The organism is Haloplanus sp. GCM10025708 (assembly GCF_042663985.1).
Lineage (GTDB): Archaea > Halobacteriota > Halobacteria > Halobacteriales > Haloferacaceae > Salinirarus > Salinirarus marinus.
The window spans coordinates 297,529-320,404 of the sequence record NZ_JBHSZA010000003.1; the positions used below are offsets into that span (position 1 = coordinate 297,529).

12 protein-coding genes and 10 pseudogenes are annotated in these 22,876 nt (G+C 61.1%); 15 read left to right on the forward strand and 7 right to left on the reverse strand.

Annotated features, from left to right (window positions below; all coding sequences use genetic code 11):
- The first annotated feature begins 246 nt into the window (after positions 1-246).
- From ACFQJD_RS02185 to ACFQJD_RS02245, 13 genes and pseudogenes are all read left to right on the forward strand, one after another.
- Positions 247-2,027, forward strand: a pseudogene (locus ACFQJD_RS02185) (5'-nucleotidase C-terminal domain-containing protein).
- Between the two features lie 73 nt (positions 2,028-2,100).
- Positions 2,101-3,247 (forward strand): annotated as a pseudogene (locus tag ACFQJD_RS02190) (MBL fold metallo-hydrolase).
- A 274-nt stretch (positions 3,248-3,521) separates the two neighbouring features.
- Positions 3,522-3,946: pseudogene (locus ACFQJD_RS02195) on the forward strand (multicopper oxidase domain-containing protein).
- Positions 3,947-4,176: 230 nt separating this feature from the next.
- Positions 4,177-4,497: a hypothetical protein gene (locus ACFQJD_RS02200; RefSeq protein ID WP_379795359.1), complete on the forward strand. Its 321-nt coding sequence runs from the start codon at positions 4,177-4,179 to the stop codon at positions 4,495-4,497.
- A gap of 57 nt (positions 4,498-4,554) precedes the next feature.
- The gene (locus ACFQJD_RS02205; protein WP_379795361.1) at positions 4,555-4,908 is read left to right on the forward strand and encodes an SHOCT domain-containing protein; all 354 of its coding nucleotides are present in this window, start codon (positions 4,555-4,557) and stop codon (positions 4,906-4,908) included.
- Between the two features lie 94 nt (positions 4,909-5,002).
- Complete coding sequence (locus ACFQJD_RS02210) at positions 5,003-5,419, forward strand: DUF302 domain-containing protein (RefSeq protein ID WP_379795842.1); 417 nt, start codon at positions 5,003-5,005, stop codon at positions 5,417-5,419.
- A 5-nt stretch (positions 5,420-5,424) separates the two neighbouring features.
- Positions 5,425-5,778 carry an SHOCT domain-containing protein gene (locus tag ACFQJD_RS02215; RefSeq protein WP_379795365.1) on the forward strand — a complete coding sequence of 118 codons (354 nt, stop codon included), beginning with the start codon at positions 5,425-5,427 and terminating at the stop codon, positions 5,776-5,778.
- A gap of 122 nt (positions 5,779-5,900) precedes the next feature.
- Positions 5,901-6,080, forward strand: a pseudogene (locus tag ACFQJD_RS02220) (thioredoxin family protein); the annotation flags it as partial.
- A gap of 397 nt (positions 6,081-6,477) precedes the next feature.
- A pseudogene (locus ACFQJD_RS02225) lies at positions 6,478-6,531 on the forward strand (hypothetical protein); the annotation flags it as partial.
- Between the two features lie 27 nt (positions 6,532-6,558).
- On the forward strand, positions 6,559-6,981 hold the full coding sequence (locus ACFQJD_RS02230; RefSeq protein WP_379795844.1) for an SHOCT domain-containing protein: 423 nt from the start codon (positions 6,559-6,561) through the stop codon (positions 6,979-6,981).
- 212 nt (positions 6,982-7,193) lie between these two features.
- Positions 7,194-7,556, forward strand: a complete 363-nt coding sequence (locus ACFQJD_RS02235; RefSeq protein ID WP_379795371.1) for an SHOCT domain-containing protein — start codon at positions 7,194-7,196, stop codon at positions 7,554-7,556.
- A 17-nt stretch (positions 7,557-7,573) separates the two neighbouring features.
- Complete coding sequence (locus tag ACFQJD_RS02240; protein ID WP_379795373.1) at positions 7,574-8,206, forward strand: hypothetical protein; 633 nt, start codon at positions 7,574-7,576, stop codon at positions 8,204-8,206.
- 143 nt (positions 8,207-8,349) lie between these two features.
- A pseudogene (locus ACFQJD_RS02245) lies at positions 8,350-8,570 on the forward strand (hypothetical protein).
- A gap of 37 nt (positions 8,571-8,607) precedes the next feature.
- Here ACFQJD_RS02245 and ACFQJD_RS02250 read toward each other — a convergent pair.
- The 5 genes and pseudogenes from ACFQJD_RS02250 to ACFQJD_RS02270 all read right to left on the reverse strand — a co-directional run bounded on the left by ACFQJD_RS02250 (position 8,608) and on the right by ACFQJD_RS02270 (position 14,096).
- Positions 8,608-10,788: pseudogene (locus ACFQJD_RS02250) on the reverse strand (heavy metal translocating P-type ATPase).
- 93 nt (positions 10,789-10,881) lie between these two features.
- Positions 10,882-11,309: pseudogene (locus ACFQJD_RS02255) on the reverse strand (universal stress protein).
- A gap of 67 nt (positions 11,310-11,376) precedes the next feature.
- A complete protein-coding gene (locus ACFQJD_RS02260) occupies positions 11,377-12,603 on the reverse strand; it encodes a tyrosine-type recombinase/integrase (RefSeq protein ID WP_379795375.1) in 1,227 nt (408 codons plus the stop codon).
- Positions 12,604-12,875: 272 nt separating this feature from the next.
- The gene (locus ACFQJD_RS02265; protein WP_379795376.1) at positions 12,876-13,283 is read right to left on the reverse strand and encodes a hypothetical protein; all 408 of its coding nucleotides are present in this window, start codon (positions 13,281-13,283) and stop codon (positions 12,876-12,878) included.
- Positions 13,280-14,096: pseudogene (locus ACFQJD_RS02270) on the reverse strand (ParA family protein). Before ACFQJD_RS02270 ends, ACFQJD_RS02265 begins: the two are co-directional and overlap by 4 nt.
- 414 nt (positions 14,097-14,510) lie before the next feature.
- Between ACFQJD_RS02270 and ACFQJD_RS02275 the strand changes: the two are divergent.
- The gene (locus tag ACFQJD_RS02275) at positions 14,511-15,185 is read left to right on the forward strand and encodes a helix-turn-helix domain-containing protein (protein ID WP_379795378.1); all 675 of its coding nucleotides are present in this window, start codon (positions 14,511-14,513) and stop codon (positions 15,183-15,185) included.
- A complete protein-coding gene (locus ACFQJD_RS02280; RefSeq protein WP_379795379.1) occupies positions 15,182-15,877 on the forward strand; it encodes a hypothetical protein in 696 nt (231 codons plus the stop codon). Before ACFQJD_RS02275 ends, ACFQJD_RS02280 begins: the two co-directional genes overlap by 4 nt.
- A 58-nt stretch (positions 15,878-15,935) precedes the next feature.
- Here the strand turns inward: ACFQJD_RS02280 and ACFQJD_RS02285 are convergent, their stop codons facing one another.
- Positions 15,936-19,571 carry a UvrD-helicase domain-containing protein gene (locus tag ACFQJD_RS02285; RefSeq protein ID WP_379795846.1) on the reverse strand — a complete coding sequence of 1,212 codons (3,636 nt, stop codon included), beginning with the start codon at positions 19,569-19,571 and terminating at the stop codon, positions 15,936-15,938.
- Positions 19,564-22,751, reverse strand: a pseudogene (locus ACFQJD_RS02290) (PD-(D/E)XK nuclease family protein). Before ACFQJD_RS02290 ends, ACFQJD_RS02285 begins: the two are co-directional and overlap by 8 nt.
- Positions 22,752-22,876 lie beyond the last annotated feature (125 nt).

Genomic DNA, 22,876 nt, shown 5'->3' on the forward strand with positions numbered 1-22,876 from the left:
CTGTGTGGAGGGTGGCACGGCTTCCTACTTTAATAATCACCCCGGTGAGCCGAAGGGAGACGTCCCCGGCCATAGTTCGCAATCGCTCTCAGATCGAGGCCAAGTTTGTGTGTCCAACTCGGGAGTGTACTTCTCGGATATGGAGTCCGGTCTTCTGCGATGCAATGTTGGCGAATACATGTCTGATTTTCAAATATCAACCCCAAATCATGAACAGTAGGAGCACATAGCTGTACTCCCGTCACGATGAACGATACCACGGCACTCGGAGAGTGGACGTCCCTCGGTGGCGACCCTGCCAGCGACGGTGCGGGCGCCCCCGACGCCGTCTTCGCTCACGTCAGCGACCTCCACGGGCAGCTAACGCCGCGCCACCAGGTCTACTACGACAATCCAACGTCGAAGCCGAACTTCGACTTCGGAGACGACGACCGCGTCATCGAGCGGGGCGGCGGGATCCCCTGCTCGCAGCGAAACTCGACGAGCTCCGCGAGCACCACGACGTCTGTACGCTCATGAGTGGAGACACGTTCCACGGCTCTGCCGTGACCACCTACACGGACGGGCGAGCAATGCTCGACCCCATCAACGACCACGTCGCGCCCGACATCTACGTCCCCGGCAACTGGGACTACTCGAACGAAGCCGCTGAGGATGACAACTTCGTAGAACTGATGGGCGACCTTGACGCCCCGATTCTCGCGAACAACCTCTACGATTGGGAGACCGACGAGCGATTGTACGACGCATACAGCATCCTCGATGTCGGCGGACTCCCCGTGGGCGTCGTCGGGATGACGAACGTCTACGTCGACCGGATGGCACCCGCATTCTCCGAGGGAAAGTACCGCTTCGGCAAGCATCCCGCGCTCCTCGAAGAGTCCGCACAGGCCGCCCGCGAGGACGGTGCCGACGTCGTGGTCGCGGTCACCGAGATCGGCCTCTCGTGGATGGTCCAGGCCGCCAAGGACTGCCCGAGCGTGGACGTCATGTTCAGCGCGCACACCCACGAGTACACCTACGACCCGATCGTCGTCGAGGAGACCGAGACGGTCGTCGTCGAGTCCGGGATGGGCGAGGCGCTCGGCCGTGTGGATCTCCGAGTTCGAAACGGGGAGATACAGTTCCGTCATCATCTCTACTGTCTGACCGAGAACGGCGAGCAGACGCCGGAACCAGACGCCGATGCGCAGGAGACAGTCGAAGCCGTGCGTGCACCGTTCCTTGAGGACGGCCCCGGGTTCGAACGTGGAGCCGGCACGCTCGAGAAGCCCCTCGATACGGTCGTCGGCCGGACAGAAGAACCACTCTACCGGCAGTCGTTCCTCGAGAGCGCGTGGAACACGCTGTTCAACGACGCACTGCAGGCACACTTCGACACGGATCTCGCCGTCTCGCACGGGTTCCGGTACGGGACTGCGATCCCGCCCGGAGAGATCACGCTCGGCGAACTGTACACGTTCTTCCCGATGGCGACGCCCGTCGCCCGTGGTGTCGCCTACGGCCAGCAACTCACGAACCACATGGAGGAGTTCCTCGAAGACAACTTCACGCCGTACCCCTACGACCAGGAGGACGGCCGCGTCCGCAACTTCTCCTCGAACGTCGAGGTGACCGTCGATCCGACCGCGAAGCGTGGCCGTCGCCTTGTCGAGATGCGGATCGACGGCGAGCCGGTCGACTCCGAGGAGACGTACTCGGTGGCGACGTTCCGTCGGCCCGGTGATCCCGAACGCGACCTCGGAAACTGTGGATTCCCGTTCCAGGACGTCGAGGTCGACAGCGGGACGATACCGGTCGACGTCATCGTCGAGTATCTCGAGGAACACTCGCCCGTCGACTACGAGGTGATGGGGCTGGTCGAGACCGCGGACGACGGCGGTCGAGCCCAAAACACGCCCGCGGACGGGCCGTATCCGTTCATCCAACCGGGCGTCGACTATCAGGGTGGTGATGCATACTGCGAGACGTCCTTGATTCCTCGTGGGAACTCCTTCCCTGAAGAAGGACGTAACCGAAAGCGCTAGATGGCGACAGCGTACGCGAAAGCTACGTCGAGCGGCGAACTCGAAGGACACCACACGACACAGGTGAGATACGATGGTCAAGAACATCACTGCGGAACAGCTCGCGGACAGGATCGACGCCGACGAACAGTTCACGCTCATCGATGTGCGTCCTGAAGACAGCTTCGAGGCCTGGCACGTACGCGACGCGGAGAACGTTCCGTACGACCCTGACGAGGGCTTGAGCGAGGACCAACTGAACGAGGTGAACGCACTGGTCGACGGCCAGCCGGTGGTCGCTATCTGCGGGAAGGGGTTGACGTCGACGCCGTTCGCGTTCGACCTCGACGACCACGGCTACGACGATCTCTCGGTCGTCACTGGCGGCATGGAGGAGTGGAGCAAACTCTACGAGGTCGTCCCTATCGAGACAGCCAGCGACGACCTCGTCGTTCGGCAGGTTCAGCGCCGAGCGAAGGGCTGTCTCGGCTACGTCGTCGGCTCCAAAGGGGCGGACGCGGCCGTCGTGGTCGATGCGACCAGACAGACCGACCAGTTCAAGGTCGCCGCCCAGGACGCTGGACTCTCCACCACGCGCGTGCTCGATACGCACGTCCACGCCGACCACATCTCGGGCAGTTCGACACTCGCCGCCGAGGTCGGCGTGCCTTACTACCTCAGCGAAGGGGCCAGCGAGCGCGGCGTCGAGTACGAATACGAACCGCTATCGGATGGAGACGTCATTGAGGTCGGCGACGTCGAAATCGAGGCATTGCACACGCCGGGTCACACCTCCGAGATGATGAACTACCTCGTCGACGGCGAACTCCTGTTGACGGGCGATACGCTATTCGTCGACTCCGTCGGGCGGACGGAACTCCAGTTCGGTGATGACGACGCCTCCCGGGGGCCGAACTGCTGTACGACTCACTCCACGAGACCATCCTCGACCTCCCGGACGACACGACGATCCTGCCGGGTCACCTCACCGTCACGAGTGACGGGCGCTACGAGAACGGCTCACCGGGCGAACCCTCGAGGCCCAACTTGGCGATCTGCGCGAGGAACTGGACTTCCTCGAGCTCGATCGCGAAGCGTTCATCGAGCGATTGACCGAGGATGCCCCGGAGAAGCCCCCGAACTACGAGCGGGTCATCGCCATCAACACCGGCAAAGAGACCGTCGACGACGAGGGCGAGGCGACAGAACTTGAACTGGGTCCAAACAACTGTGCCGCATAGAGAACAACGGTCGCTCTCGCGCCGCAGGCTCCTCCAACTGACGGGGGCAACCACCCTCGGAGCGCTCGCGGGTTGTGCCGGCCAACTCCCGGGCACCGACGATGGTGGGGGTCGTGAGGTGACGCCACGCTCGACAGTCACGTCCGACCCAGATAGATCCGTCAGCCCCACTGCAGCGTCAGGGACGATTCGACCAGCTCCTGAGACATCGACGACCAACGGGATGTACGAGGGTGAATTCCCAGGACCGGAGCTACGCGTCTAGGAGCGTGACGTGCTCAGCGTCGAACTGACTAACGACCTCCAGGCAGAGACGACGATTCACTGGCACGGAGTCCCCGTTCCGAACCCGGTCGACGGCGTGCCAAACGTGACGCAAGACCCGGTCGCTCCCGGCGAGTCCTATACGTGGACGATAGACGGACAGGCCTACCCGGACGCCGACCCACTCCAGATTCGGCCCGACGAACACGTCCGGATTCGGATGACCAACCAGAGCCCGGTCGTTCACCCGATGCACCTCCACGGCCACTTCTTCAGGTCGGCAACGCGATCAAAGACACAGTCATCGTCCCCGGGCATAGAGGGCAGGTGACGATCGACTTCCACGCCGACAATCCCGGCCGGTGGTTGTTCCACTGTCACAACCTGTACCATCTCGATCCAGGGATGGCACGTATCGTGAGATACGTCGAGTGACTCGGTTGAAGCCTCGGTTTCGGATCGTTCAGGCTGCCGTCCGTGTGGTCGTGGTCCTGTCCCGTGAGAAGGATCGAGTGCTATTCCAGCGAATTCGAGCCGGATGAACGTTCCGTTTCCTGAAAAACGGTTAGGGCGCTCTATACACGTTCTCGAACGTTCTCCTGTGCGGATTCATACCCACGTCGATAACTCCCGAGCAGTCCTACGAGTAACCGAGGAGAAAGACAATGACCAACTTCAAACTTGGCCGCTGGCTGCTCGTGGCGCTCGCGATTGTCGGACTCGCGTTCGCCGCCCCCGTGGTTAGCGCACACGGCAACGACACGACCGCAGACGACGCGCCCACGGACAATACCACCGCAGATGAATGGGCCACTTGGATGGAGGCACAGATGACCGAACACATGGGCCCTGGTAGCGTCGAGTGGATGGAGTCGCACATGGGTGTGACCGTCAACGAGATGGCCCAGGACATGGCTGACGAGGAACACCACGACGGGGATGACGACGACCACGACGGCGGGATGTACGGGCAGGGCCACTGCTGACGGCCCTGACCGTTTCGATCGCTCCAACTGAACACCGCGATTCACCAACGCAAGATAATGACGCAACCCACCACTCACATCGGACGCACTGCTCGTCAACTCGCGATGCTCGCCGTCCCGCTGCTGGTCGCGGCGACTGGAACGGCTGCTGCCCATGGTGGTGGGAGCTACGTCGGGGGCATGATGGGCGGCGGCTGGGGCCTCTTCGGCGGAGCGATGGGGCTCTGGGGACTCCTCTGGATGGGGCTCCTCATCGCCGTTCCGCTCTACCTCGTCTATGCGCTCCTCAATCGAGGATCCGGTGGGAATGACGAGCAGTCGTTGTCGGTTCTCCGTGAGCGCTACGCCCGCGGGGAGCTCTCGGACGATGAATTCGATCGACGGCGAAAACAGCTCGAACGCACCGGATGACTGGAACAGCTGCTGTCCAGCCGATACATCACACTCCCAACGCCCGCCGTTACGGCACCCAACCGTTAACCCCGTGGACGGGGCATAATATTACATGGAATACACAATACAGACTTCAGCCACTGGCGAGTTCGACGATGTCGTCGACACGACGAGTGCTGCGCTCAAAGACGAAGGATTCGGCGTCCTCTGTGACATCGATATCCAGGCGACGCTCAAGGAGAAACTCGGCGAAGAATTCCGCCAGTATCGCATTCTCGGCGCATGCAATCCACCGCTGGCATACGAAGGACTGACCGAAGAAATCGAACTCGGCGCACTCCTCCCGTGTAACGTCATCGTCTACGAAACCGATGACGGCGATATCGTTGTGAGTGCCGTTGATCCAAAGCAATTGGTCGGTATCGTGGACAACGATGCGCTCGACTCCATCGCGACCGAGGTCAACGAGCGTTTCGAGCGTGTTCTCTCGGGCGTTACCGACGAACTAGGATCTACGTCGGAGGCCTGATCTCGATGTCTTCATCGAACCAACTCGACACCACGACCATCGTTCTCCTGATCCTCGGAGCGATCATCTTGCTCCCGTTGCTCACAATGGGGATGGGCTTCGGCGGGATGATGGGCTACGGTGGAATGATGGGCGGATACGGGACGACCAGCGGCTGGTGGCCACTCGTCGGGATGCTCGTTCAGTTGGTCTTCCTCCTCCTCCTGCTCGGTGGAGGATATCTCGTCTTCCGTCGCGTGACCGAATCGCAGTCGTCGCGGAATCCTGCAATGGAGGAGTTGCGTATGGCATACGCCCGCGGTGATCTCACCGAGGAAGAGTTTGAGACGCGTCGGAACAAGCTCGAACGTTCGGAGTGACGCCCTGACCACCAACTCCGGCGTTACTCACATCCGCTTCCTTGTATTCCGAAATCTGTGACCCTCACAGCTTTCGGATGTGAACAGAAATGTGCTAAAGAAACAAGGCCCTACTAGCTACTATGACGGAAGTAATCCTGTTCACACAGGAGACGTGCGGGGCGTGCGCAACGCAACGAGAGAAAAACGAAGGCATCGAAGATGCGTATCCGGATGTCGAATTTCGCGAGGTCGACATCCAGACCGATCTGGAGACGGCCGAGGAGTACGGTGTTCGAAAGACGCCAACGACGCTTGTGTACGCGAACGGGGAACAGACAGCCGAGTTCATCGGAATCGTCGACCGTGACGACCTGAGGCAGCTATCGAGAGCGCCGGCCAGCAATCGCCCGGCCTCGCGCACCGACTCACCAGCATCATCCGCAGATAACAGAAGTCAAAACAATACAATGACGGACTACAGTAGACGCCAGTTCCAGGAGCGCTCGGTGCCGGCACAGTCGCAAGTGCGGGATTCACCCAGCCAGTCGCCGCACAGGAGACGCCCGTCGTCGAGATGGGGAACAACTACTTCGACCCGATCGGACTCCACGTCGAACCCGGCACGACAGTTCGCTTCGAGCTGCGGCCGGAGCCCACTCGGCAACCGCCTACGAGAACCGGATTCCGGCCGACACCAACGCATTCGACAGTGGAACCATCTCGTCGGGAGCCTTCGAGTACACGTTCGAAGAGCCAGGCACGTACGACTACTACTGCGTCCCACACAAGTCAATCGGGATGGTCGGTCGCATCGTCGTCGGCAGCCCCGGCGGTCCAGCCGAGGAGAGTCCGATTCTGGACGGCGACGTGCCCGAAAGCGACGCGATCGTCGAACAGGGCGCGATAGCGTATGGGTCCAGCACCGGAGATGGTGGGACCTCCGGTGGCGGAATGATGGGCCCTGGGATGGGGTCTGGTCCTGGAATGATGAATGGGCGGAACGGTGGCCGGTTCGGCGGGCTGCCGTTCGTCGGCGGGGCACTCGGAATGCTGGGGCTGGTCGGCGGATTCCTCTACTGGGCACTCGGGCGAGGTGATGCACCTCCAGAGAGTGACGATTCCGCGATGGAAACCCTCAAACGTCGATATGCCCGCGGCGAGATCGACGAAACGGAGTTCCAACGACGCCGTGAACGATTGGTACAGAATCAAGAGAACTGATGCCTGTCAGGGCCTGTGCGTGGGGAGATTCTGACGACTGTGGATCGCCGACGTACAATAGTCGCCTGACGTCGTGCCCTACTGCTGGGGGACTCATCCTAAAGACACGGAGCAACGTATCGGTTGCCCTCAAATCAAAGACTATTACTGGAGCAGTACTGGCGGCTGACCAACTTTATGAACGCAGTCGACGAACCCCACTAGTGGTTCACATGTCGACAGAGCGCACGTCCGACGGTTTGCTCCGCATCGTACTGATAGTCCTCGCAGTAATCGTCCTGTTCCCGCTGCTAATGATGGTATTTGCGATGCCGATGATGGGGATGATGGGCTGGTGGTGGGGCGGCGGAATAGCTGGCGGCCTCTCCCCACTGTGGGGCATCGGGATGATGCTCGTCTGGCTCGTCGTCCTCATCGGCATCGGATACCTTCTCTATCGCGGTCTCGTCGGCGGTGCTGGGTCGTCGTTGACCGGCGATAGAGCACTCGAGGAACTCCGTGTAGCGTACGCTCGCGGCGATCTCACGGATGAGGAATACGAACAGCGGAAAGACCTCCTCGAACGCGAGACCTGAATCAGAACCCCTCAACGATGGAAACCACTGGAAAAACGACACCATCTTCGTTGCTTCCCTTGTGGTTAGAGAAGTACACGACAGCTGGGCTCTTCGGGCTTCTACTTGGGACAGTCTTCTGTCTCGTCGCCCTCTTCACCAATCCCGTCCCGGACCCATCGTTCCCCTGGGCTACACTTCCTCCGTCGCTGCGACTTCCGATACAACAGCCGAGAATCGAACACTGGCCAGTCACCTACACGATCGGCATCTGGCTGTGGGTCTTCTGCTTTCCCGCGCTCTTCCTCGCTGGATACCGGCGATACGGCGACGGGAACCGTGAGGCTGCGGTGTGGCTCGTCGGGTTGCCGACCGTCGCGATGCTGGGCTGGACCACGTACTGTCGGTTCTTCTGGCCGAAACTCAATCCACCAACCTGGAACGCCCCGGCCTACACGTTCGTTTGCTGGCTGTACTGTTCGACCTACAACGTGCTCTGGAGCAACACCGCATACGTCATTGCGCTATTCGGCATCGTCACGACTATCCTCGTCGTGCGACATCAGGATAGAGACCGATATGCCCTTCTCGGGTTTGGAATCCTCGCACTTCCTCTCGGATTACCGGCCCTGTACGAAGGGTATCGACGGACGACGCGAACCAAAACCTGAGGATTTGTAACAGGAGACTGTCTTCAACGCTGTTCGAAAAGGTGGTGGGAAGACTGCTAATTCGAGGAGGAGGGGTGATCGAGACTCCTTCACCGATCACAGCCCGAAGAAACGTTTTCTGTGGGCATCTCCTCAGCACGAGTATGTCGACGACTGTCCAACACCCGAAACAGACGAGACATGTGCGTACTGTGAATCCCGGATTTTCGACCACGATCCAATCTGCGTCCGCGATTGCGATGACGAGTGTGGCTCACCCACGTATTTCTGTAACTACGCCTGTCTGTCCGCATATATCGACGAGAACGACCTCACTACCGGGAATGCATGCGAGTGGACTCCCGACGACACTAGCTGTTGCTGATCGGCGCCATCGGTTCATTCGTCGCCTTTAGTGATCGTTATTCGTGGAATCCGAGTAATCGAAGCCCGTTCAGGGACACGAGGACCGTCGAACCCTCGTGGCCGACCACGGCCAGCGGTAAGGGGATACCACGTAACAGAATCGTGCCAACCATCAGCGCAATCGCACCAAAGGCGATTGCGAGGTTGACTGTCAGCGTCCGGCGCGTCCTGCGACCGAGTCCCAGCACGTACGGAATCTTCCCGATGTCGTCGCCCATCAGGACGACGTCAGCCGTTTCGAGGGCAACGTCGGTCCCGGCGCCACCCATGGCGATCCCGAGCGTCGCCGTCGCCAGCGCGGGTGCGTCGTTCACACCGTCACCCACCATCGCCACGTTCTCGTATCGCTCAACCAGATCGTCGATGGTTGCCACTTTCTCTTCCGGCAGCAGTTCCGCCTGCACTTCGTCGATACCGACTTCGTCGGCGATCTGCTGGGCGACGCGTTCGTTGTCGCCGGTCAGCATAACGATGTGCTCCACGCCGAGCGAGCGGAGGTTCTCGATCATCTCTGCAGCCCCCGGCCGGACCGTGTCGGTGAACGCAAGCCATCCCAGTACCGTGACACTGTCGCCGTGCTCACGGGCGACGAGGACGCTCGTTTTCCCCTCCGCCTCCAGGGACTGGAGCCGATCGAGACCAGGTTCGAGCCCCTCGATTGCAGCGTCTTCGAGAACCGTTTCGACGTAACTCCGATTCCCGATGTGGATGATTCCGTCGTCGACATCGGCGCGGACGCCTTTTCCGGCCTCTGATTAAAACCGTCGCGCGTCGGGAACGTCGAGTGCGCGGTCTTCGGCTTCCGAGACGGTCGCACGAGCCAAGTGATGCTCCGAGCGGGCCTGCACAGCGGCCACGAGCGAGAGCAGTTCGTCAGCAGTCGGTGACTCGTCCCCAAGACCGTCCCGGACAAACACGTCGGTCAGCTGCGTCTCGCCCCGCGTGAGTGTTCCCGTCTTGTCGAACGCGACCGCGTCGATGTTCGCGGCCGTCTCGACGTGTTCACCGCCCTTGAACAGGACGCCCTGCCTCCCGCCGGAGGCGATCGCCGACAGCACCGCCGCCGGCGTGGAGATGATGACCGCACACGGCGAGGCAGCGACCATCAGGGTCATCGCGCGGTAGAACGTGCTGGTGAACTCGCTTCCGAGCGCGAGCGGGATGGCGATCGCCGCAATTGTGAGCCCGAACACACCGAGGACGTACGGCTGCTCAAGGCGGTCGATGAGCCGCTGTGTCGGCGCCTTCTCGCTCTGGGCGCGCTCGACCATGTGGATGAGACGGCTGATCGCCGACTCGTGGGCTTGCCGCGTGACCTCGATCTCCAGGCTGCCGCTCTCATTGATCGTCCCGCCGAACACCTCATCTCCGGGCTCTTTCGGCACGGGCACTGATTCGCCAGTGAGTGACGCCTGATCGACCGTTCCCTCGCCAGACGCGACGACGCCGTCGAGCGGAATCCTGTCGCCGGGACGGACGACGAACACGTCACCCACGGCGACCTCGTCGATGGGCACAGTGACCTCCTCACCGTCGCGGAAGACCTGTGCCTCGTCCGGCCGCATCTCGACGAGTGACTTGATCGCCCGTCGCGAGCGGCCAATCGCGTAGTGCTGGAGAGTGTTCGATAGTGAGAACAGGAACAGCAGCATCGCGCCCTCGAATGGTGCGCCAATCGAGAGGGCGCCGAGTGCGGCAACGATCATCAAGAGGTCGATATCGACCGCACGGTGGCGGAGCGTCTCGATCGCGCCTTTGAGCCCGTACCACCCGCCGAAGACGTATGCGACGCCGTACCCCGCCCACATGAGGAGCGGTGGTCCTTCGAGCCACCCCGTCACAAGGCCGACTGCCATCCCGAGGAGCGTCAGACCGACGAACACGGCCTCCTGCCTGAGTTCCGAGCGGGTACTTACGTCATCCGTTGCTGTCTCAGATTCGTCCTGAATCGACACGTGGCGGTCGCGGATAGCGTCTCGAATCGTTTCTTCTGAGGTGATGCTCCCGTCGTAGGTGATCTGGGCGTCCCCTGTTCGAAACGAGACGTCGACATCGTGGACGCCGGAGAGACGCCTAAGATGTCGTTCAAGCGCCCGTGCTCCCGCGTCGCCACGACCACCTCGTCGTTCAATGTGGATAGTACACGTCGAGAGAGATGGTGATTCAGTAACAGCCACGTTCTCGGTACCTATGATTTGGTTTGATTTCACGTTTGAGGTGAGCCTACGAGCATTCATCCAATCCTAATCTCGGCACACGAGCCGAGGATTTCATCCAATGATGGTTACCGGGATCTGTGCTCGGCGATTGACTGTCTCGGCGACACTCCCGAGGAACGTCCGGTCAGGCCTGCCCGACCGTGGCTCCCCATAACGATCTGGTCGATGCCGTTGTCGGCAGCGTAGTCGAGAATCTCACGCGCTGGTTTCCCAACTTCAGTGACAGTATCGATCACAATATCGTGTTCCGCCGCGAGATCCGTCGCAGTCGTGTGAATCTCGGTCCCCCGCTCCTGGGCCGTATCGTACCAGCCCTCTGCGACTGGCAAGCCACCGGCCTCTACATCGATTACCGAGTCGATCGGGTTGATGACGTAAATTGTGGTAATCGTGGCGTTCGGAAAGGTCTCGAGTGCGTACGTGAGGGCACGCTCGGCAAGCGGGGAGCCGTCCAAGGCGACGAGAACGTTGTCAGGCATACGATAGAGTTCGAGAGGAGCTGAGAAGAGTGTAGTGCCGAAAGCTCGGTGCCCAGGAAACCGTTAATTACCCATCAATCTCTGAGAGCGCCTCTGTTGCAACGTCACCGAGTTCGCCGGCTTCGATATGCGAGTAGCGCTCTCGGACCATCTCTTCGGAGTTATCGAGATACCGGGCCGCCACCGTGTATCCAAACGCGCGGACAAGTACCTCCCCCATCCCTCGGCGACCACCGTGCGGGGCAAGATAATCGTGTTTCGGATGGGGAATGTCGATTTCGGCGGCCTCCGAGAGCCGTTGGAGAATCGACCGTGCGCCGTCCGTCGTGATTGACGGTGGCCGCATATCCTCATCGAGCGCCAGCAGGAGGTCGCGAGCGTACTCATTACGCCGCTCAGCAATTGCCTCTGGGCGTTCCCCTCGGTCGGCAAACTCATCCTGGACGAGCCCTGCGAGCGTCCGTTGGTCAAACGTGGGAAACACCGGCCAGCGCTCCGTCGGTGGGTCCATCAGCTGGCGGTAACTCCGTAGCGGCGAGATCACCGGGTCGGGGAGACTGGCGGCGTCCCACTGCTGTTTCTTTCGGTAGACGTCCATACTCCCGTCGTCGAGGGAGAGGTCCTCCCAGCGGACGCCGCGCCGGCGCGGGTCGTTCGGATCCCGGAGCAGTTCCCCGACGCGGACAGCTGTGTACGCGAGAACGAACACCAGCGCCCGGTCACGAGCCGCCTTCAGCGCTGTGTAGCGCGCTCGCTGCTTATCGATGGGGTCAGTATCCTCTGGGAGTGTCGTATACGCCTCGATGACCTCGCGGGCCCGTTCGTCGACGTGACGGGTGAGAGCGTGGCGCTGTTCGGACGTCCAGGCCTGCTGGTCACCGGGCTTGCGACCGTCGTCCTCCGGTAGCGGCGCCATCGCACTCGCCCGCTGCGCGTAATGCGCTTCGAGATACCCCTCGTTGACACACCAGCCACACCACGCAGAGATATAGCGGTAATAGGTTTGTACCGTGTTCTGCTTGAGTCCCCGATCTCCACCGAGATGCCGGGCGTACTCCCGAAACACGCGTTCGTCGAGATCGTCGAAGGCCGGCTCCCGGTCGACGTCGTCGGGGACGATCCCGGTCCAGTCGTCGGCGCCGCGGTCGCCGGCGGCCCACTCGGCGAACCGCTCGAGCTCGCGTGCAGCGTTTCGTCGATAGTTCCCGCCGTCGCCACCGCGGCCTTTCCCCTTGTCTTGGAGGTAGCGCTCGAAGCTGTCGTCGAGCGGCGTCGAAAGCGTTCGGTCAGGCATCCACCGGCCCTCCACCGTCCTGTGGGGCCGGTCTTGGTGCCTCTACCCCGGGGAAGCGTCGTCGTGAGGCGGTTGCAGCATTCGTGCTTCACCGACGGCGGCGTGGTACTTCAAAGTGGTCGTGATTACGGGGATAATCAGGACCACTAGCTGTATTCGCCCCATCTGAAGAATTCCGGCATCTGGAGCCCCTTAACGTTGGAATTCCGTACTACAGGAAAATGTATATCGTATATCGCTATACAAAATCCCGGGCCTCGCTCTGCGCTGGGTCATTCGTCGCCGAGTTCCGAAAGCCGAGCCTGAATTTCCTCGGCATCCGCCTCAGAGAGCGCCTCAACACCGAACTGGACGAGTAGCGGGTAGAAGTGGCGGTTCTTCTTGAACTCGTCCTGGCCCGCCTTGCGGAGTTTCAGCTGGGACTCGAGGTAGGTATCCTCCATCTCGTCGAGGACATCGTCGGGAATGTAGATCGTCCTACCGTTCCACTCGTCCTTGATGTTCGTCTTCGTTTTGCTCGTTTCGTTCGTTTCACTCGTTGAAGTCGATTCGGTCGTTTCGGTCGATGAACTGGTTTCCACCGTTTCACTCACCTCACTCGTTTCGCCGGAATCGGACTCATCGTCCTCCTCTTCGTAGTTGCCCTCGATGCCGGATGCATCGCCCCAGCCGTCGGTCATGCTTCCACCTCCTCAGGCGCAGTCTTCTCGAACGTCTCGTCGAACAGGTCGGCGATCTCGTTGAACAGGTCGCGTGCATCCTCGACGCGCTGGTTCTCCTTGCCAAAGCCGAAGACGGACACTCCCTCGCCAATTGACTGAGAGAGGTCAGTCCGCTTCGGGATCTCGTACACTGGGAGGGAGTACGCCGACTTGATCTCCTCGATGGTGTCGCGGTGTTCGGCGTTCTGCTCGACACGGTTACAGACAATCGCGAGCCGATTGATGTCTCCGTACGCCTGTTCGAGGAACTCAGCTGCTTTGCGAAAATCTGGAGGCTGTTGGCGTTGAGCTTCTCTGGAATGACGGGGATGACGACGTTGCCGGTCGCGACGAGGGCGTTGTCGGTGAGGACGTTCAGGGAGGGCGGCGTGTCGACGATGATATAGTCGTAGTCCTTGTCGAGTTCGTCGAGAGTCATCTCCAACCGCTCGCGACTCTTCGGCGCCTCAAGCAACGTCTGGATGTTCTTGTTGTTCGCGAGCTTCTCGCTGGCGGGAAGGATGTCGAATTCCTCGTGCTCGACGATGATGTCGTTCACCGACTCCATCTGGTCGAAGTCGAGGACGTCGAACAGCGTTGTGCGGTCGGTGTCGTAGTACAGATCGTTGTAGCCAAGCGAGCAGGTGAGTCCCCCGTGGTAGTCGATATCGACGAGGAGGACGTCGTGCCCGCGAGCGGAAAGCGCACCGCCAGTATGAATGACGTCGGTTGTCTTCCCCGCGCCCCCTTCTGATTCGCCACGGTGATTCGTGCAGTGTTGGTGTCGGTCATTTCCTTCGTTTCTCTCGTTGTGTTCGTTTCGTTCGTTGTCCTTGTTCTGTTCGTTTCGTTCGGTGAGGGTGTTTCACTCGGTGAGAGGATTACGACGATGTTAAAACCAACTGTTCGTTCCACTCGTTGAAGCAAACACACTCGTTGCCATCACTCCGTTCGTTACGTTCGTTTCTATCGTTTCGTTCAACGAGAACAGATTCCACTGATTTTTCCTCAATCAATTCGTTCCGAAGATTTCGTTCAGTACCTTCGTTTTGCTCGTTGTGCTCGTTTCGTTCGTTTACATCATTATGCTCGTTTCTAGTGTTCCGACAGGGTTCCCGGCTACCTTCGAGACGAATGGAGATATCGTAGCTTCATGACCAATCGGGTAAGACTTTTAACTGTTACCGGATTATTGGTAACTACAAGATGTATGAGGTGCTCGACGACACGGCGGCGCAGATCATCCTCGCTATCGAGAGTGGTGACTCCATCCGTCGTGTCGCCCAACACCTCCACACGCCGTACGAGACGGTGAGACAGGCCGTCAACCGTCTCGAAGACGCAGGCTACGTCCGCTATGATGACGGCCTCTCAGTCGTCGATGACCGCGTGAGAGACGCAGCACGAGAGCTCGTCGCTGCCAGCGCCGGCGTCAGTCCACCATCCATCAAGGAGACCTACGTCATCCCGCAGTTCGGTGACTGGCCGTTCGCATTCACAAGGATCGATGCCGTCTATGTGTGGACACAGGGTGGCTACCAAGTTGGTCGCGAGCCCGACGACTATCCGCTGTTCCTCGCCGTCCGTGAGCGGGACGTCGACGACTGGGAGGCGTTTTTCGAGTCGTTTGACCTCCCAACCGCATTCGAGCGGCAGCCCCAAGACGAGCTGGACGGGGCGCTGCACATCATCCTCGAGCCACGCCCTTCACTCGACATTGAGCACATCGAGGGGTACCCGGTTATCCCGAGAGCAGAGACGATCGAGTATATGCGTGAGAACTACGCCCAGTTCCAGTCGGCGCTCGCGATGCTCGACCGGATGTACGAGGACATCGACCTCGGCGTCACGTACCGGGAGACGGAGCGGGCACAGACATGAGCTTCCACAACCGAAGTGACGCACTCATCGAACTGCTCGAGGACCTCACTCAGGAGGGGCACGAGTACGTCCTTGTCGGCGGCTACGCTGTCTCAGCGTTTAATGCTCGCTTCTCAACGGACCTCGATATCGTCGTCGCACCGGACTCCAAGGCTGACTTCGTCGAGTTCCTCGAACGGCGGGATTTCGAGGAAACGGACAGCCACGCAAAGGAATGGTTCTACGACACCGAGGTGATCGAGTACGAGAAGCGGCTCACACCGCAGCAGCCGATCGGCTTCGATCTGCTGGTGAACGGACTCGGCTGCCGCCAGACCGAGGCACAGTGGTCGTTCGACTACCTGTACGACCATAGCCACCAGCAGGAGGTGAGCGGGGGCACAGTAACGACGACAGCCAGAGTCATCGATGGAGCCGTCCTCGTGGCAGCAAAACTCCACAGCGGCCGGGAAACAGACCTTCGGGACGTCCTGGCAGTGGCGGAAGAGATCGACCTTGACGCTGTCACGCCCCACCTGCGGCGAGGGGACGACGATGCGCTACGGGAGCAGCTAGAGCATGGACTGGAGATCTTGGAGAGCGACGAACTCAAGCACGGGTATCGGAGTGACTTCGGGGCCTCAGCTGTCTCAGAAGAGACAGTCTCCGCCCTCCAAGAGTATCTGACAGAGCAGGTAAATAGGTTGGATTGAGAATCAGTCGTGGCTACAAACCATTCTGCGAACAGCTGGTTGTCGAATAGCCGTGTGACTACTTGACTAGGTCCATCATCGGTCGAAGTTCAGATTCAATTTCCGGCATCTGATCCGATACCCAATTGAACCGTTCCTCTACGCCCGCATCAGTAAACCGGAGTGAAGATCGTACGTCGCGATTTCGGTCATGTTGGAGGAGTGCGAGAGCGTACGCGAGCATCTGCGGTCGATAGTGTTCTGCGAGTTCATCCGACGTCGTAGCTGAGAGGTCGTTGGTCTTGTAGTCGATAATGTGGAAGGCATCCGGTGTGACGAGCAGCCGGTCGATATCACCGACAATCCGCGACTCATCAATTCGGGCGACAACAGAATACTCGTCGTAAACCGCTTGGAGCTGGGAATCAGCCTCAACCTGGTCCACAAATTCGACCGCATCAGCGGCATGATCGACAGCTTCGCGGAGGTCAGGTTCTGTCGGCTCCTCACCGGACATCCGACTCAGACGGCGGATCAGGGTGGTCCACTGGTCTCTCGGTGGCCGGAGTTCATTGATCCGGTGGACGACCGTCCCGAACGTCGTTGGACTCAGGCCCGCCGACTCCTCACGTTGAGAGTAACTGTGGCCGTCTGTAGACGCATCCGCAACCGCATTCACGAGCGTCGTGGCCGCGATCCGTTTCGCCGGCGCGAGCGACGGCGGTGAAGGAATCGAGATCTCCGGCGCTGAATCAACAGCGTGGTCGTCGGTGTGCCAGTCTACTGGGCGCGGCGGCCTGCGAACGGTATAGCTGGCCCCATCCATCTCGCCACGGGCCTGTCCATCCCGAACCGCCTCGGCAACGAGGGCTCCGTCGAGAAGGGCTGGCTGTAACCAATCACGCCACCGGTCTGCGTCGTCGAAGGCTGCAGGCTCGCCGAGTTCGATGGCGCCAGACTCGTCGACGTCGATGTCGTGCGTGCCGCAGAGAAGGAGGTGATCCCGCGTTCGTGTACACGCAACGTAGAGGAGCCGTTTCGACTCCGCCCGCTCCTGAGGACGCGACCGTCGGTCGGCGTACTCGTGGACGGCCGTCTTCTCGATGGAGAACGCATCGCCCGGATTCGGCCCACCGACCGCCGGCACCGGCGGCGCGTCATCAGTTCCATCCACGAGTCGAACGTACCCATGGTCGTCCACAGAGCGACCCAAGTTGAGGTCACTCCCGAGATCGGGGACGGTGACGATCGGGAACTCGAGTCCCTTCGCGGAATGGATCGTCATAATCCGGACGCCCTCGGCGTCACCCGGAATATCTGCCTCCCCCTCACGGGGATCGATTTCGGCCTGGCGGTCGATCCGATGGAGCAACCCGGCAGCGGTGTGAACACCGTTCTCGCTCCAGGTACGGACCTGGTCGCGGAACTTTTCGACGTTCGCGACGGCCTGTCGACCGCGTTCGTCGGCACTCACACTCGCCAGATACCCTGTGTCGTCGATCACCCGGGACAGCAGGCGGTTCCACGGGAGGACGCCATCTTCGGACGGCGTCGCACAGCCGCTGAGGGTCCGCCACGTCGTAAGAAGATCGAACGCGTCCGACAGCTGCGGGTCGTCCGTCTCGGCGAGCGCGTCCCACACTGAATCAGCCACTGCGACAGCCGGTGCGAGGCGATCATCGGTGAATCCGAACAGCGGCGACCGAAGCACCCCGTAGAGGGAGACATCGTCCTGTGGATCACCGAGTACTCGAAGCAGGTTCGTGAGCGCCTGGACCTCAGGCGTATCGTAGAACCCGACGCCACCGACGACAGTGTAGGGAATATTGTACTCCTCAAGGGCGCGCTGATACCGATCCAGATGGGTTCGCCGGCGAAGGAGGATTGCCGTGTCGTCAGGAGTGGCGTCACGATGGACACCCGTATCGGGGTCTTGGACTTGCGGCGGATCGTCGAACAGGTGTGTCAGTCGAGCAGCAAGCGCTTGCGCCTCTGCTTCGATGGTGTGATCGAGCGCGCCTCCGGCGACCGGATGGTCGTCGCCGAAGAGCTCCGCCGCCGTATCGGCGTCGTCGGGGACAGCGAGATACTCGACACTCCCGGTGAGTCCCTCGATATCTTCGACGCGGTCGCGTTGCGTACTCAGTTCCTGCGGTGGCGCTTCGTACGGTTCGTGGGTGTCACCTTCCGGCTGGAAGAGATGTTCAAAGAGCTCGTTTAGGAACGACAGCGGCTCGTCCAACGTCCGGAAGTTCCCGGAGAGTTCGAGCGCGGTCGGACTCTCGGCGTCGCTGTCGGGGACGTCGTCGACCCCACGGGCTTCGTTGACGGCCTGGAGTTCCGCTCTCGCCGCCCCGAACGTCGTCACGTCGGCCCCACGGAATCCGTAGATGCTCTGTTTCTCGTCGCCGACCAGGAAGACGTTCGACGCAGTCTGCTCGTCGACGCCCGTGAGGAGCTTGACCAACTCCCACTGGCGCGGGTCCGTGTCTTGGAACTCGTCGACCATCACGGCCGCAAACTGCTCTCGTAGCCGATCCGTGACCGCATCGTTGGCTCGCAGGAACGCGAGGGTCGTCTCGATCACGTCGGGAAAGTCGAGGGTATCGCGGCGGTCCTTCTCTGCTGTGTAGGCTGTGAGGACGTCGTCGAAGACCCGCATCAGGGCGAGCGCGTAGTGAGCGCTATTCGCTTCCAATTCTCCCGGCGTCGTCTCGACTGCATCCGCGTGCGGTTCGACGGCATCGATGACCGTGTCGATGGCGTCTTTCAGGTCGTCGTAGACGTCACCGTACTCACCCCAATCGTCCCGGTCACCGACGACGTACCCCGAACTGCTGTACAGGCCGCCGTTCTTCTTCTCACAGGCCTCGTAGAGCTCGAGAATTGCCCGCTGACAGTCGCGAGGATCGCTTTCCTCCGGGTCGTCCGAGAGTGTCGTCGCGAACTCGGTGAAGGTCCGGTAAGCTCGAAGGCCGTCCTCGTCGGCGATAGTGTCCTCGCGGTCGACGCGGTTCGCGACCGTGCGAAGCTGCTCAAGGAGTCCGTCCGCATACAGCGTCTGTCGGGCGTCGGCGACGTCGAGATCACAAACGACCTCCCAGCAGATATCGACGTAGTCGTCGACCTCCGCATCACGCCACTCCTCGAGGACCGCCTCGCTCTGTGGGCGCTCATCGAGTAATCCAGCGAGTACATCGACCAGCTGGTCACGACCCCAAAGATGAGCGAGGAGCGCGACGTCGTCATCGTCCTGGTTGCGTTCGAGGAACTCCGTCACGACTTCGCGTTGGAGTGTCGCAGCGCCGTCTTCATCGAGCACGTCGAACCCAAGTGGAACCGGAGCCTCAACGGCCCGTTCTCGTAAGAGCCGCGTACAGAACGCGTGAATGGTGTGGACGTAGCCGTCCTCCAAGTCGTCGAGGACGTTTCGCCAACGGTGGTAGGCCTCTGGTGAGTCGACAGCCTCGAGCCGATCGTACACCTCCTCTCGAACGCGCTCGGTCAGTTCGGCAGCAGCCTTTCGCGTGAAGGTGATCGTGACGATGTTCTCCGGCGTGAGTGACGGGTTCTCGGCCAGTATCGTCACGTACCGCTCGGTGAGCGTTGTCGTCTTCCCTGTCCCGGCGCCGGCAGTGATCGCGACGTTCCGGCCCTGGACGAGCGCGTCCTCCTGTTCCTCTGTGAGCTGAATCTCCTCGGGTTCCTCAGTCATCGCTCATCACCGCCTCGATGTCTTCGTCGTCGCGAACACGGAGCGGAACGTACGCTGCGTCGTCCTTGTGAACCTCGTCGACGAACTCCCGCTTGCGGTGATGGCGGACATCGCACGCCCGACGGTAGTCACAGTATCGGCAGTTCGCTCCGCTGGCCGACAGAAGCGTCGTGTGGAACCGTCCGTTGCCGATTGCCTCGTCGATCTGGCCCAACCACTCCGGAACGACATCGTTCAGGAACCGGCGGAGTTCGGCCTCTGAATCGAACTTCGATTCGACGCCGCGTGGAACCTTGAGGTCGTTTGGCGGTCGCACCTGATAGTACGTCGCCGAGAGCGAGCCCTCCGCGAACAGGTCACCGTCGACGACCTCGGCGGCAGCGAGCAGATAGATGGGGAGTTGGAACTTCGTGCCGCCGGTCGTCTTCGTCATATACGGTGCTCGACCAGTTTTGTAGTCGTAGAGCGTGAGCGTCGGTTGTTCGCCATCCCGATCCACGTCAACGCGGTCGATGTATCCCCGAATCGAGACAGTCGAGCCGTCCGGTCGCTCAACTGTGAACGGCCCAACATCCGAGTCGAGAAGCCCCTCGCCGAACGGAGCCTCGAACAGATGTGGGCGAGCGGCGCCGTCACGCGAGAGTTCGTTGTCGAGGAAGGTAGCGAACAACCCCTGTTCCGGTGCGTCGTGGGGTTTGCTCCCGGCCTGGTACGGAGCGCTCTCGCCCCAACCCAGGCCCGCGAACAGCTCCGCCTTCCACCGTTCGTAGAACAAGCCGTCGTACTCGAAGTCAGCATCCCGGAGTTCCTCAACGGCGATCTCGCGAAGGTGCGTCGCCAGGTCGTCCCGGTTAAAGTCAGTGAGATCGACACCATCCTCGGTCTCGTCCTGTAGATCCGCGAAAAACCGTTCGAGGACATCGTGAACGTACGACCCGGTTTCGAGGGGAGTAGGGACGACTTCGACATCATCGGGATCCTCGATTCCGAGCACTTCGTCGGCGTAGAACTTGAACCCACACTCGACGTATCGTTCGATTCGACTCGCGCTGTAGGGTTCCCGCTCCGACGGAGGGTATACCTCATCGACTGTCTCGGGATTCAACACGCCATCGTGTTCGGAGAGGGCAGCCGTTCTCTTGTTGTCCGCACAGTGGAGTCCTCGATCCGTGCGCTTGGTCTGCTCGGGGAGAGGTCACCTCGGTCGCCGGCGCGGCTGACTGCCGCACGCCGGTCGGCCGTTGCAGCGACGTGGCGCTGGAGGTCTTCGCGGGAGCCTACGCGGTCGTCGACGCCGTCTTCGGGGTCGATGCCGGTCACGCGCTGGAGTTCGTCGAGGACCGGCGACCGGACGACGGCGGATTCGTCGTCGCCCGTCTCTGGTGTGGTGATCGTGAGTTCGTCGACGTTCGCGAGGAGCGTCGCGAAGAGATAGCGCCCCCGGAGGCGCTCGTCGCCGGTGTCGAACCGCGGATGGGCGTCGGTCATCTCCTCGAAGAAGGCCGGGCGTTCCGGCGTCACGGGGAAGTGCTCGCTCGTCAGTCCCACAAAGAACACCTTCTCGAAGGATCGCATCCGCGCGTCGAGCAACCCCATCACTTCGACGTGGCCGCCAGCAGCGCTCTGCGGGACTCTAATCGGTACACCATCGAACGCACGGGTGAACAGTGCCAACGGGGAAAGGTCGCTATTGACCGTCGCCAGCGACTCGAACGAAGAAAGGACCTCGTCCACGAGATCGTAGGCCCGCTGTTCGACAGCTTGCTCGGCGCCGCTGGCGTAGTCCTCTGTTGCTGCCTCTACGTCAAACTGACCGTCCAGCAGCCGGCGGAGCGTCTCGGTCGCATCTTCGACGTTCCCCGTTCGGACCGTTTCCAATGTGGACAGTAGATCCTCGATCAGTGCCTCCGCGTCGTCGTCGACGTCATCGAGCAGGGGTGATACAGAAACGGTGTCACGCCGGCGAGCAGATGCCGTGACGGCGTTGGCTTGGTCAGTATCGACGACGTCGACCAGTGGATTCGCCAGCAAGGACGTGAGATCCTCGGCACGCGGGTCGGGTTCGGCGAGGTTCAAGAGATCGTGTACGACGCTCCCGGTGAACGTCCGGTTCAGCTGTGAAGCGGCGGTCGTGACGTGCGGGATGTCGAACGTATCGAACGTGTCCTCGACGTACCCCGAATAGGCCTCGGTCCCCGGGACGACGACGGCCAGGTCGTCGGGGTCACGGCCATCGGCCAACTCGGTTCGGAGCTCGCGAGCGACGAAGCGAATCTCGCGCTCGGGCGTCGGGAGTTCACGCCACCGGAGCGCGTCTGAAGCAGGGACGGTGTCGGGGGCCGGGCGATAGAGCGCCTCGGTGATCGTTCCGAAGGCCCGCCCTGACTCGTCGACGGACTCGAGCTCTACGGTCTCAAAGTCCAGCGCTTCGTAGACCTCCAAGGCGTCCTCCGCAACGGCGTCGACTCCGCTCCGGCCATCCTGGTGGAGTGGCAGCAGTGCGATCATCGGAAGTTCGTCGACGAGGCGTTCGATGAGGCGGCGTTCGACAGGACGGAACTCGTGATACCCGGAAAGGATGACCACATCCAGTTCCGGGGAGAACGCCGATAGTGACTGCTCCGCCGTCGCGACGGCGTCGAACATTTCTCCCCGGGTACAGACCCACTCGTCGACGTAGTCGCCGTGGAGATCGCGATAGTGACGGAACGCGTCGACAGTGGCTGTCGCGATACGGTCATCGAGAGCGGAGCCCTCGAACTCCGCTGCCAATGCGTCGGGGGTCCCGACGCCGGCGTCGTCGAAGAGTGAGAAGCGGCTACTGAACGAATCAGCGAGGGCGGCCGAGGCGGGTTCGCCGGCAAGAGCCCCGTCTGTCTCGACTGTTGTTCGGTCAAGCGCGTACTCCGCGAGCCGGCGGTTCAGCTGCCCGGAGAGGGGTTGGACCGGGCCCTGGAGTTCCTCGTACCACTCTCGAACGACCGCATCGAGCGTCTCGGCACGGAGCCGGAGTGGGTCGTATGAGGCGGCCCAGCTGTCCTCAACCGTACTCCGGCGAGCGTCGTTCCGCGTTATGTAGAGAATACTCCCCAGCGAATCGGTGGCGATGTCATCAGCCCGCTGAAATGCCCGTTGTTCCAAACGGGAGTGTTTCGGACCGGTGAGAAGCGTTGAATCCATCGAACACTCCCTACCAAGATATCGGTCTCACTTCACTCTTGGCGAGACTGACAGCTTAGGAGTGTCCTACCGATAGGAGAATCAGCAGAGGTCAACCGGCTGTGATCCTTCTAAACAGTCGGTAC

Excerpts from the sequence above, each read along its gene's own strand:
- ACFQJD_RS02265 (WP_379795376.1), bottom strand. The coding sequence starts at position 13,283 with ATGACCGACGGCTGGGGCGATGCATCCGGCATCGAGGGCAACTACGAA.
- ACFQJD_RS02240 (WP_379795373.1), top strand. The coding sequence starts at position 7,574 with ATGGAAACCACTGGAAAAACGACACCATCTTCGTTGCTTCCCTTGTGG.
- ACFQJD_RS02285 (WP_379795846.1), bottom strand. The coding sequence starts at position 19,571 with ATGACTGAGGAACCCGAGGAGATTCAGCTCACAGAGGAACAGGAGGAC.
- ACFQJD_RS02235 (WP_379795371.1), top strand. The coding sequence starts at position 7,194 with ATGTCGACAGAGCGCACGTCCGACGGTTTGCTCCGCATCGTACTGATA.
- ACFQJD_RS02230 (WP_379795844.1), top strand. The coding sequence starts at position 6,559 with ATGGTCGGTCGCATCGTCGTCGGCAGCCCCGGCGGTCCAGCCGAGGAG.
- ACFQJD_RS02260 (WP_379795375.1), bottom strand. The coding sequence starts at position 12,603 with ATGCCTGACCGAACGCTTTCGACGCCGCTCGACGACAGCTTCGAGCGC.
- ACFQJD_RS02215 (WP_379795365.1), top strand. The coding sequence starts at position 5,425 with ATGTCTTCATCGAACCAACTCGACACCACGACCATCGTTCTCCTGATC.
- ACFQJD_RS02205 (WP_379795361.1), top strand. The coding sequence starts at position 4,555 with ATGACGCAACCCACCACTCACATCGGACGCACTGCTCGTCAACTCGCG.
- ACFQJD_RS02280 (WP_379795379.1), top strand. The coding sequence starts at position 15,182 with ATGAGCTTCCACAACCGAAGTGACGCACTCATCGAACTGCTCGAGGAC.
- ACFQJD_RS02275 (WP_379795378.1), top strand. The coding sequence starts at position 14,511 with ATGTATGAGGTGCTCGACGACACGGCGGCGCAGATCATCCTCGCTATC.
- ACFQJD_RS02200 (WP_379795359.1), top strand. The coding sequence starts at position 4,177 with ATGACCAACTTCAAACTTGGCCGCTGGCTGCTCGTGGCGCTCGCGATT.
- ACFQJD_RS02210 (WP_379795842.1), top strand. The coding sequence starts at position 5,003 with ATGGAATACACAATACAGACTTCAGCCACTGGCGAGTTCGACGATGTC.